The organism is Nonomuraea sp. B19D2 (assembly GCF_040137845.1).
In the GTDB taxonomy this organism is placed as follows: domain Bacteria; phylum Actinomycetota; class Actinomycetes; order Streptosporangiales; family Streptosporangiaceae; genus Nonomuraea.
Genome location: NZ_JBEFAK010000013.1, coordinates 46,268 through 57,784 on the forward strand (window position 1 = coordinate 46,268; position 11,517 = coordinate 57,784).

Here is an 11,517-nt window from a genome sequence, read left to right on the forward strand (position 1 = left end):
ATCTTGCCAGAAGGAAAGTTTCACCAATGGAGGAGTCTTGGGCAAGAAGCTTCACCTGCTGGCTTTACCGGTCGCCGCCGCCGCTCTCGCGCTGACGGCACTGCCCGCCCAGGCGGCCGACGGCTATGACCGCTGCCCCGCCGGCTACTACTGCCTGTTCTCCGGCCTCGACGGCACGGGCGACATCGTCCAGATCCAGAGCGACACCGCGGATCTCGCCGCCCTGAACATGGCCGACCGCGCCAAGTCCGACTGGAACCGGACGAGCTCGTACATCCACCTCTACTCGGAAGCCAACTACGGCGGCTGCTCGGCCCTGACCACCCCCGGCGGGAAGGGCAACTTCTACACGCCGTTCCGCGACTTCTTCAACTCCGTCCGCTTCGACGGCCCGAACGGCCCGTCGTGCTTCCCTCCTGAGGATGGGGTGACCGTCAAGGCCCAGGCCGACTCGCACGGCTGATCACCTTGGACAAGGGGAACCCCCGGCCGGAGTCAGTCCCGGCCGGGGGTTCCTGTTCAGACGAGGATCAGCCGGTGAAGCCGACCGACGCCCAGTCGTAGAACTTGTAGCCGCGCGCGCCGAAGTTGGCGAGCGTCTTCTTCGTCGCCCAGATCTCGGGCCGCTGGTACAGCGGGATGGTGTGCACCAGATCCCAGATCAGCTTGTCCGCGGCGTTGGCCTTCTCGAAGGACTTGGCCTGGTCCGCCTCGTCCACCGCGGCCTGGATGGCCTGGTCGAGGGCGGGGTCGTTGCTCTTGGGGAAGTTGCTCTCCGAGCCGGTCTTGTAGATCTGCGCCAGGCTGCCGACCGGCAGCGGCTCGCCGATCCACGTGAACGGCACCAGGTCGAAGTCGCCCTTGATGATGTAGTCGGTGAAGAACTTCTCCAGGGGGACCGGGCGGATCGTGACCTTGACCCCGACCTCCTTGAGCATGGCCTGGGTGAGCTCACCCTCCGTCTTCGCGGTGGGCGTGTCCGTCGGGATGACGAAGTTCAGCGCGAGCTCCTTGCCGTCCTTCTTGCGGACCTCGCCCTCCTGCTTCCAGCCGGCCGCGTCGAGGAGCTGCTTGGCCTTCTCGGGGTTGTACTTGCCGATGTCGCCGGAGTTGTCGACGTAGGCCTTGTGGTTGTTCATGAAGACGTGGTTGCCGAGCGTCTGGATCGGCCAGTCCATGTCCTTCAGGTCGGCCTGCGTGATCGCCTCACGGTTGATCCCGTAGGCGATGGCCTGCCGGACCGACTTGTCCTTCAGGAACGCGCTCTGGTTGTTGACGGTGATGTGCCGCCAGTTCGGGCTGAGCGACTTGCGGATGTCCGCGTTGGGGACTTCCTTGGCCCGCTTGAGGTCGGCCGGGTTGCCCGCCAGGATGCTCGCGGCGTCGAGCTCGCCGTTGGCGAACGCGTTCAGCTCCGCGGCGGGCGACTCGATCGTACGGAAGATGAGCTTGTCGAGCTTGGCCTTCTTGCCCCACCACTTGTCGTCACGCACGAGGGTGAGCGTCTTGGTGCCCTCGTTGATCGACTCCACCTTGAAGGGACCCGCGGTGACGGGGATCTTCTGCAGGTAGTCCTTCTCGTACTTCTCCGGGTCCACCATGTGCTCGGCGGGGTAGAGGTGCGGGGATCGGGAGAACAAGTCCAGCCACTCCCCGTACGGCTTGCTGAAGGTGACGACGGCGACCTTGTCCGAGTCGCCCTTGGCAACCGACTCGATCTTGTCATAGCCGTCCGAGGACGGCGGCTTGTACTTCTTGTCCTTACCGTTGTTGATCTTCCACGCGGCCTCGATGTCCTTCCAGGTGATCGGCGTGCCGTCCGACCACTGGGCCTTGTCGTTGAGCGTGAAGGTCACGACCTGCTTGCCCGACGACATCTCGTTCTTGACGTCGGTCACGAAGTCCGGGTTCGGGACGAGGTTGGCCTTCTCGTCGGACACCATCAACTGCGGCAGGATCGGGTCGAGCATGTCCGCCGTGTCGGCCTGGTTGCCGTCCACGTGGTTGCCGTTCCACTGGCTCGGCCACTGGCCGATCGCCAGCGTCAGGGTGCCGCCGTCCTTGACCTTGTCGTATTCGACCGGGTTGATGCTGATGGCCGGGGTCGCCGCCATCTGCTGCTGCGCCTGCTGGGACTGCTCGGCGCTGGGCTGCTTGCTCCCGCCGCCACCGCCGCAGGCCGCGACGGCCATGGCCAGGACCGCGAGTCCCGCGGCTGCCCGGTAACGAACCTTCACATTTCCTCCTGATCGTCCGAGGCCGTGATGACCTCGATCTCCTCCGCGTAGTGGCAGGCCGCGCCGTGGTCCACGGCGTTCGCGAGCCGCGTCACCCGGGGCTCTTCGTCCACACACCGCCGCCGCTCCGCCTCGCTGAGCCGGGCGAACTTGGGGCAGCGCGTACGGAACCGGCAACCCGATGGCGGGTCGGCCGGGCTGGGCAGGTCGCCTTCGAGCAGGATCCGCTTCCGGGTTCGCTCCATTTCGGGGTCCGGCAGCGGGATCGCCGACAACAGCGCCTGCGTGTAGGGGTGGGCTGGATGGTCGTAGACGTTCTCGACCGTGCCGATCTCGGCGATCTTGCCGAGGTACATCACGGCCACCCGGTCGGCCAGGTGCCTGACCACGGCCAGGTCGTGGGCCACGAACAGGTACGACAGCCCGAGGCTGTTCTTCAGCTCCTCCAGCAGGTTGATCACGCCTGCCTGGATGGAGACGTCCAGCGCCGAGACCGGCTCGTCCAGCACGAGCAGTTTCGGCTCCAGTGCGAGCGCGCGGGCGATGCCGATGCGCTGGCGCTGCCCGCCGGAGAACTGCTGCGGGTAGCGCTCGGCGTGCTCGGGCGAGAGCCCCACCAGCTCCAGCAGCTCGGCCACCCTGGCCCGCACGTCCTTCTTGCCGTGCGCGCGCAGCGGCTCGGCGATGATGTCGCCGATCGGCATGCGCGGGTCGAGCGCGGCCATGGGGTCCTGGAAGACGATCTGCAGGTCGCGGCGGAGCGACCGGCGCATGGCCTTGTCCAGCTTGGCGCTGTCCTTGCCGAGCACGACGACCCGCCCGCCCTGCGGCGGCACCAGCTGCATGATCTGCTGCAGCGTGGTGGTCTTGCCACAGCCGGACTCGCCCACCAGGGCCAGCGTCTCGCCCTCGGCGACGTCGAAGCTGATGCCGTCGACCGCGTACACGGTGCCGACGCGGCGCTTGAAGACCGCGCCCTTCATCAGCGGGTAGTGCTTGATCAGGTCGTCGAGCTCGAGCACGGTGGCGCGCTCGGCGCGCGGCACGCGCAGCACGTCGCTCGGCGGGATGACCGGCACAGGGAACACATCAGTGCCGGTCAGACCCTTGTGCTCGATCTCGTGCGAGCGGATGCACGCCACGTGGCGGCCGTCGCCGAACGGCGTCAGCGGCGGCTCCTCGTCGTCGCACATGTCCACCTTCATCGGGCAGCGCGGCGCGAACGGGCACCCGGGCGGCAGCGCCGACGGCGAGGGCGGGTTGCCCTCGATCGGCACCAGCGGCCCCTCCTCGCCGTCGATCCTGGGGATCGAGGCGAGCAGCCCCATGGTGTACGGCATCCGCGGGCGGTAGTAGATGTCGTCCACCGAGCCCTGCTCCACCGGACGGCCCGCGTACATCACCAGCACCCGGTCGGCCATGCCCGCGATGACGCCCAGATCATGGGTGATCATCACGATCCCGGCGCCGGTCTCCCGCTGCGCGGTCTTGAGCACCTCCAGCACCTGCGCCTGGATGGTCACGTCGAGCGCGGTGGTCGGCTCGTCGCAGATCAGCAGGTCGGGATCGTTGGCGACGGCCATGGCGATCATCGCGCGCTGGCGCATCCCGCCGGAGAACTCGTGCGGGAACGCCTTGGCCCGCAGGCCCGGGTTCGGGATGCCGACCAGGTCGAGCAGTTCCACGGCCCGCTTGGCGGCCTTGTCCTTGCCCATCTTCTGGTGGACGCGCACGGCCTCGGCGATCTGGTCGCCGATGGTGTAGACGGGCGTGAACGCCGACAGCGGATCCTGGAAGATCATGCTGATGGCCTTGCCGCGTACCTTGACCAGCTCGTCCTCGTCCATGCCGAGCAACTCGCGGCCGTACAGCTTGACCGAGCCGCTGACCTGGGCGCCCTTCGGCAGCAGGCCCATGATGGCCAGCGAGGTGACGGACTTGCCGGAACCGGACTCGCCGACGATGCCGAGCACCTCGCCGCGCTCGACCTCGTACGACACCCCGCGCACGGCCTGGACGCCGCCGGGGAAGGTGACGGTGAGGTCGCTGACCTCCAAGATGCTCACGAGTTGCTCCCCGGGTCGAGTGCGTCACGCAGGCCGTCGCCGAGCAGGTTGATGCTCAGCACCAGGAGCAGCAGCAACCCGGCGGGGAAGGCGAACAGCCACGGGTAGCCGGTGGCGTTGCGGGAGCCCTCGGCGATCAGCGTGCCGAGGGAGACGTCCGGCGGTTGGATGCCGAAGCCGAAGAAGGACAGCGCCGCCTCGCCGATGACCGCGCCGCTGACGTTGATCGTCGCGTCGATGATCAGCAGGGAGGCCAGGTTCGGCACGATGTGGCGGACGATGATCTTCCAGCGCGGGATGCCCATGTAGACGGCCGCCAGGACGTACTCCCGCTCGCGCAGCGAGACCGTCATGCTCCGCACCACCCTGGAGGTGATCATCCAGGCGAACGCGGCGAGCAGCGCCACGAACCAGATCCAGCTGGCGCCTTTCAGCCGCGGCGAGACGATCGCGAGGATCAGGAAGCTGGGGAGCACGAGGAGGAGATCGACACCCCACATGAGGACCCTGTCCAGCCAGCCGCCGAAATATCCGGCGAACGCCCCCACCACGGCGGCGAGGCCGGTGGCGATGAGTGCGACCAGCAATCCGATGACGAGGGACTTCTGCATGCCGCGGAGCGTGACCGCGTACATGTCCGCGCCGATGGAGGTGGTGCCCCACCAGTGGTCGCCGCCGGGCGGCGACATGAAGGCCATGAAGTCCTTCTCGGTCCAGTCGTACGGGCCGATGAAGGGGCCGACGTAGGCCAGCAGCACCAGCAGGATCAGGGTGATGCCGCCATAGCGGAACTGCTTGTTGCGGAGCAGGCGCCGCAGGACAACTTTGGAACGCACTTAGCTCACCCGCACCCGTGGATCGAGGATCGCCACCATCACGTCCGACAGGAAAGCCGCGAACAGCACGCAAACGGCGGAGAACAAGGTCACCGCGGCGACGGAGTTGACGTCGTTCTGGTTGATCGCGTCGATCAGCCAGGCGCCCATGCCATGCCAGGAGAAGATCTTCTCGGTGAAGATGGCCCCGGTGAGCAGCGTGCCGAAGTTGAAGGCGAAGTAGGTGGACGCCGGGATCAACGCGGTGCGCAACGCGTGCTTGTAGAGCGCGGTCCTGCGTCGCAGGCCCTTGGCGATCGCGGTGCGGACGAAGTCCTGGCCGAGCACGTCGAGCATCATGTTGCGCTGGATGCGGCTGTAGAAGGCCGCTCCCGACACGCCGAGGCTGAGCGAGATGGTCGGCAGGATCAGGTGGTTCAGCCGGTTGACGAACTGGTCCCAGCCCGACAGCTGGGGGTTGTACTCACCGGTGTACTCGATCAGGGTGAACCCCAGTCCTCTGTTGAGGCTGATCGCGGCTATGGCGAGCAACGTGGCCAGCAGGAACACCGGGATCGCCAGGATCACGAAGGAGCTGACACCGATCGCCCGGTCGGTGAAGCTGTATTGCTTCACCGCGGAGACCGCGCCCAGTAACACACCGACGGCGAAGCCGACGATCGTACCGATGATCAGCAGCCGAAGGCTGACGAAGATGCGCCGGCCCATCTCATCGTTCACCGAGCCGCCGTTCCACGTCTTGCCGAGGTCCCCGGTGAGCACGCCCTTCGCCCAGGTGCCGTAACGGACCAGCACAGGGGTCTTGTCGTTCAGGTTGTAGGCGTCGAGCGTGGCGTCGATGACGGCCTCGGGGACCGGAGGTTGGCGGCCCTGGTACGCGGCACGCGGGCTCATGGTGGTCGCGGCAAGCATGTACGTGAGACTTGCCGCTATGGCGACCAAGATCACATTTATAGCCAACCTGCGGAGCAGGTACTTGCCCATTACTCTCCGTTCGCGCTGACCGGGGACACGTGCTTCCATCCGGAGAGGTGTCCCCGCAACGAAAACCCATCTCGTGCTGCAAAAACCACAAGCACCTCGAGATGGCGATCAACGCGCAGAATATAAGCAAAAATGTAACAGGCAGAAACCGCTGGACATAACGGTCAGGTCACTCACAATAGCCGGCGAGGGTCGGTCGGCCGCCTTACCAGAACCACCCTGACCTGCAGAAACGCCCCCTATTTCGACATCTTTTACGGCGCATGCCAGAGGGCCAGTGTCACAGAATCCGGACATTTATTGACGGTCGCGGAAAGTGATCCACTTCACGTCCGTCTGATCGTCAAGTGAGTTCGGACAGCACGGACCGCTAGGGCATCCACTTGCCGCCCGCGACGTCGATCGTAAGCCCGGTAAGCCAGGACGACACGTCGGAGGCGAGGAACGCGGTCACGTTCGCCACGTCGAGCGGGGTGCCGAGCCGCCCGAGCGGGTGCTCGGCCAGCAGCCGCTCCTTGAACTCCCACGGCATCCGCTCCTCCAGCCGCTCCGTCATGATCGTCGAAGGGGCGACCGCGTTGACCCTGATGCCGACGGGCCCGAGCTCGTGCGCCAACTGCCGGGTCAGCGCGATGACTCCGGCCTTGGCCGCCGTGTACGCCACCGACGCGGGAGTCGGCGTACGGGCCGCCAGCGAGGACATCGTGATGACCGACCCGCTCCGCCGCTCTCTCATGCGGGGCAGGAAGCTCTTGACGGCGAGGAACGTCGAGGTGAGGTTGGCGTTCACGGTGGCGTGCCAGTCCTCCTCGCTCGTCTGGTCGATGGGCCGGGGCATCCCGGTCCCGCCGCCTGCGAAGATCGCCAGCACCTCCACGGGCCCGAGCCGCCGCTCGACCTCCTCGCGCATCGCCTCGACGGCGGCGAAGTCGGTGGTGTCGGCGGCCACGCCGATCGCCGCGCCGCCGATCTCCTTCACGGCCGCCTCGATGGCCACGGGGTCGCGCCCGTTGACCACGACCCGCATCCCCTGCTGGGCCAGCACCCGGGCGGTCTCTCGCCCGATCCCCCCGGAGCCGCCGGTGACCAGCGCTACCTTGCCCTGCAGGTCCGGATACATCATGACTTCCACTCCCTCTCGAATCGCGGCCGTCCCGTGGAGTCCACGTTGCCCTGAGCGAGGGGTCCAGGGCGTCAGGCGCGAGGGGTGTTTCTGATTGCGTCCGCCGGAGTGCGCCGGGGTCGCCGACCGTACTCCGGAAGTCGTACGCCGGGAGCAGTCAGCACGACGACGTTCCCGCGGCGGCGCGGAGGAAGTAGTCCTCTCCGCCCACCTGCCCGCCCTTCAGTGCCACTTCGAGCCCGTCGCACGCGGGGTCGTCGGCGGACAGCACGCACACCGGGCCGCCCACCGCGAGGGAGGCGACCACGTCCAGCGAGCGCGCGCCGAGGGCGGCCACGACCTGGCCCGAGGTGTCGCCGCCCGCGACAACCAGGCGCCGGACCAGCCCCGCCCGGACGGTTGCCGAGGCGATCCGGCCGAGGAGGTCTCCGACGGCCGCGGGGTCACGAGCCGGGCCGCGTGTCGACTGGACGATCGTGTGCCGGCCCTCGCCCAGGCTCTCCGCCACCTGGGCGAAGAGGTCCGCGAACGAGCCCGTGGTCGCGCTCGGCGGCCCGTCGGAGATCGCATTCACGACCCCGCCGCGGGTTGTGCGTCGAAGGCCGCCTGATGCGTCGAGCACCCGCCACCCCGCCCGCTCGGCCGCGTCGATCTGGCGGGCGGTGATCGGGGAGCGGCTGCCCGATACGACCAGCACCGGCGCGGCCGGTCCCAGGGCGCCGGCCAGTCCCGGGTTCGTGGTGCTCCTGGCTGAGGCGAGGGCGTAGCTCAGGCCGCCGGACCCGACGCAGTACAGCGGGGCGCGGCCGCCGGCGTCTGCGAGCAGGAGGCGGCCGAGCGCTCGGACGTGGTCCTCGGTGAGCGCGTCCGCGACGAAGGCCGACTCCTCGCCAAGCGCCCGGCACGCCTCCTCCGACGGCGACGGCGGTGATGGCGAGGGAGGTGAGGGCGAGGGCGGTGATGGCGAGGGGGGTGGCGGCGATGGGAAGGGCGGCGCGGGCGCGGGCAGCCAGCCGACGCGTCCCGCGCCCTGCTCGGCCAGGCGTAACCGGAGGTCGGCCTCCGACGCGGGCGTGACCGGGTGGTCGCGCATCGGCGGGTAGCGGTCGAGCCGGTGGACCTCGTCGCTCGTCCGTACGAAGTGGTTGCAGAACCACGTGTAGCGCCCCAGCTCGGGCTGCGCGGCGAGCACCGGCACCGGGCCCCGGGCCAGCCCCTCGCGGTGGAGGGCCGCGATGACCGCGCCGATGCTCCCGTGCGCGGGCGAGGAGTCGAACGTCGAGCAGACCTTGTACTGGATGACCAGCGGCTCCAGCGCCGCCATGGCCTTGAGCGCGGGCAACACCACCGAAACCGGGTCCGCGGACGCCCGGGCGGTGGTGGCGAGGCCGATGACGTCGTCCGCGTCGTGCAGGTGCGCCACGTCGGTGACCAGCGAGCCGGTCAACCCGAACCGCCTGAACTGCCACAACGCGTCGGTCGCCCCCGTGAAGTCGTCCGCGACGAAGGCGAACAGCGTCACAGCCGCACCGCCCCGCGCCGGAGCAGCCGCGCGTGAGCCCCGCCCGGCGCCATTTCCGGATCACCCCGCCGAAATGCTTCAGCGCCGCCCGCAGCTCCGGCTCGTCCACCTCGTCCAGCGGGACGCCCGCCTCGGCGGCCGCCCACGCCTGCCGGATGCTGGCGATCCCCGCCGCCGGCCCGTCCGGGTGGCCGAGCACCCCGCCCCCGGCCAGCACCAGCAGGTCGGTGGTCCCGGCGCGTTCCAGGGTGACGGGCGCGGTGCCGGCCCACTGGGCGGACGACAGGACGGGGAGGCAGGGGAAGCCGCCGAGCAGCGGCTCGCGGACCGCCGCGACCGTGGCCGCCACTTCGTCGTCCGTGACGTAGAACTTGCTGTGGAAGCCGCCGCAGTGCAGGTGGTCGATGCCGGTCAGGCGGGCCAGCTTCTGGTACGCGACGTGCCCGATCCCGAGCCCCGGATGCCGGGCCAGCGCCCCGACGCCGGTGACGTGCGCGTGGATCGGCAGCCTGGCGTGCCTGCGCAGCATCGCGACGGCCGGGAAGCCGACGACGTTCAGGTTGACCATCACGCAGGTCCCGCCGGCCGCCACCACCATGTCGTGGTTGCGCAGCATGCGGTCGGGCTCATCGCTGATGTTGAACGCGTACATCGGCCGCCGCCCGGTCCGCCGCTCCACCTCGTCGAGGGCGGCCGTGACCGCGCGTATCCGCTGGGGGAGCGGGGCGGGCGGGCAGTCGGCGTTCACCTCGTCGTCCTTGATGAAGTCGACCCCGGCCAGGCCCAGCTCGCGTACCAGGTCCACGTAGTCGGCGGGGCGCAGCCCGACGTTGGGCTTGACGATGGTCCCGATCAGCACCCCGGAGGGGCGTCCCACCAGCCGCCGGGTGCCCGAGACGGCGAACCGCGCAGGCAGGTACGACGCGCCGAAGGCCGCGGGCAGCTCCAGGTCGACCAGCTTGAGCCCGGCCAGCTCGCGCAGCTCGTAGAGGTTGCCCGCGACCACGGGCAGCAGGTTCGTGAGCGAGGGTCCCGTGTTCTCCAGCGGGAAGCCGATCTTGACCAGGCCCGCCGTCAAGGGCCCGTCGCCGATCGCCCCGGGCAGAGGCTCGGAGACGGGGAGCGGGATCTCCGTGATGGACTGCACCACGGCACTGTGGCGGGCGCGCAGCTCGTCGGTCTCGCCGCGCACGCTGACGAAGGTGCCGGTGCTCTGCTCCCCCGCGATCGCGCTCACGGCCTGCTCCAGCGGCAGGCGCGTGAGCACGCGGTACGTCGCCACGATCATTTCGCTCACAGCACCGCCGCCAGGTGCTCCATGGCGAGCGGCGGGCTGGCCAGGATCGGGACCGGGGCCTCGACCGTGCCGGCCACGCGGGCCATCGACGCCTGGGCCAGCACGATCACGTCCACCTCGCCGCCCAGCGCGGCCAGCGCCTCGGCCACCCGCGCGTCGTGCGTGGCGGCGTCCCCGCCCATGAGGGCCTCGAATGCGCCCTCGCACAACCTGGCCGTCAGCACGACGTCCCTGTTCAAGGCGGCCGCGCGACGACGTACCAGGTCGGCGGTGGGGTCGAGGGTGGTGGACAGGGTGGCGAGCACGCCGATCCTGGGGCCGAGCGCGACGGCGCGGTCCGCCATGGGGCGGTCCACCCGCGTCACCGGCACGCCGGTCAGCGGCTCGGCGGCCTCGACGGCGGCGCCGATGGAGGAGCAGGTCACCAGGATGTGGTCGGCGCCGGCCGCCTCGGCGGAGGCGATGTGGCCGGCGACGCGCCGGGCGGTCTGCGGGGTGAGGTGGCCGGCGGCGATGGTGTTCTTGATCAGGCTGTCGTCGACGATGTTGAAGGTCTCGACTCCCGGCAGGTGCTCGGTGCACAGCTTGGCGAACACGTCAACCAGGGTCGCGGAGGTGTGGATCAGTCCTAGCCTCTTCGTCATGGGCCTCACTTCATCCGATGAAATCTCATCTTCATCGGATGAAATGCTATGCAAAATCCGGCGCCGGCGGTAGCGTCCAGAGCGTGGCAATCGATCCCAAGCGGGACAGGCACGCCCAGGTCGTCCAGGCCCTCGGCCCCCGCATCGTCACTGGCGAGCTCGCCCCCGGGACCTCCATCCCCATCGAGGAGGACCTGGTCGGCGAGCTGGGCATCGGCCGCTCCGCCGTACGCGAGGGCGTGAAGGTCCTGGCGGGAAAGGGCCTGCTGGAGACCAGACGGAGCGCGGGCACCAGGGTGCGCCCGCGCGAGTCCTGGAACCTGCTGGATCCCGACGTCCTCAGCTGGCGGTTCGAGCCCGAGCCGCGCCCTGAGGACATCCAGATGCTGGCCGACCTGCGCGTCGCCCTGGAGCCGGGCGCGGCCAGGGTCGCGGCGGAACGGGCCGACGCGATCGCGGTCCAGCGCATCGACGAGGCCCTGGCCGCCCTGTACGCCACGGCCGACGACCCCGAGCCGTTCATCGAGGCCGACCTGGCCTTCCACAAGGCCGTGTTCGCCGCGGCGGGCAACGACCTGCTGCTCTACATCTACGACATGATCAGCATCGCCCTGCGCTCCGTACGGCAGGTGCACACCCGTTCAGTCGCGCACAACAAGGAAACGCTGCCCGGCCACGAACGCGTGGCGCTGGCGATCAGGCGCCGCCACCACCGCAAGGCCGAGGAGGCCATGCGCGAGGTGGTCGAGGTCGCCCGCGCCGACGCCGAGCAGCATGTACGCCTCTGCTGCTAGAAGACCTCCGCCAG

9 protein-coding genes and 1 pseudogene are annotated in these 11,517 nt (G+C 69.2%); 2 read left to right on the forward strand and 8 right to left on the reverse strand.

The window, feature by feature from the left end; translation table 11 throughout:
* Positions 1–37: 37 nt before the first annotated feature.
* A complete protein-coding gene (locus ABN273_RS24110) occupies positions 38–463 on the forward strand; it encodes a peptidase inhibitor family I36 protein (RefSeq protein WP_349451241.1) in 426 nt (141 codons plus the stop codon).
* 67 nt (positions 464–530) lie between these two features.
* Here ABN273_RS24110 and ABN273_RS24115 read toward each other — a convergent pair whose 3' ends face one another.
* The 8 genes and pseudogenes from ABN273_RS24115 to ABN273_RS24155 form a co-directional block, all read right to left on the reverse strand.
* Positions 531–2,237, reverse strand: a complete 1,707-nt coding sequence (locus ABN273_RS24115; RefSeq protein ID WP_349451242.1) for an ABC transporter family substrate-binding protein — start codon at positions 2,235–2,237, stop codon at positions 531–533.
* Positions 2,234–4,303: an ABC transporter ATP-binding protein gene (locus tag ABN273_RS24120; RefSeq protein ID WP_349451243.1), complete on the reverse strand. Its 2,070-nt coding sequence runs from the start codon at positions 4,301–4,303 to the stop codon at positions 2,234–2,236. Before ABN273_RS24120 ends, ABN273_RS24115 begins: the two co-directional genes overlap by 4 nt.
* Positions 4,300–5,139, reverse strand: a complete 840-nt coding sequence (locus ABN273_RS24125; RefSeq protein ID WP_349451244.1) for an ABC transporter permease — start codon at positions 5,137–5,139, stop codon at positions 4,300–4,302. The genes ABN273_RS24120 and ABN273_RS24125 overlap by 4 nt, the downstream gene beginning before the upstream one ends.
* Positions 5,140–6,123: an ABC transporter permease gene (locus ABN273_RS24130; RefSeq protein ID WP_349451245.1), complete on the reverse strand. Its 984-nt coding sequence runs from the start codon at positions 6,121–6,123 to the stop codon at positions 5,140–5,142. It lies immediately after the preceding gene.
* Positions 6,124–6,493: 370 nt separating this feature from the next.
* Positions 6,494–7,246 carry an SDR family NAD(P)-dependent oxidoreductase gene (locus ABN273_RS24135; RefSeq protein ID WP_349451247.1) on the reverse strand — a complete coding sequence of 251 codons (753 nt, stop codon included), beginning with the start codon at positions 7,244–7,246 and terminating at the stop codon, positions 6,494–6,496.
* Positions 7,247–7,403: 157 nt separating this feature from the next.
* Positions 7,404–8,768 (reverse strand): four-carbon acid sugar kinase family protein, encoded by a 1,365-nt coding sequence (locus ABN273_RS24140; RefSeq protein WP_349451249.1) that lies wholly within the window; start codon positions 8,766–8,768, stop codon positions 7,404–7,406.
* A 136-nt stretch (positions 8,769–8,904) separates the two neighbouring features.
* Positions 8,905–10,056 (reverse strand): annotated as a pseudogene (locus ABN273_RS59570) (RuBisCO large subunit C-terminal-like domain-containing protein); the annotation flags it as partial.
* A 5-nt stretch (positions 10,057–10,061) separates the two neighbouring features.
* The gene (locus ABN273_RS24155; protein WP_349451252.1) at positions 10,062–10,709 is read right to left on the reverse strand and encodes an aspartate/glutamate racemase family protein; all 648 of its coding nucleotides are present in this window, start codon (positions 10,707–10,709) and stop codon (positions 10,062–10,064) included.
* Between the two features lie 83 nt (positions 10,710–10,792).
* On the opposite strand from ABN273_RS24155, the gene ABN273_RS24160 reads away from it, so the two are divergent.
* Entirely contained in the window at positions 10,793–11,503 is a 711-nt protein-coding gene (locus tag ABN273_RS24160) for a FadR/GntR family transcriptional regulator (protein WP_349451253.1), read from the forward strand.
* The last annotated feature ends 14 nt before the right edge of the window (positions 11,504–11,517 follow it).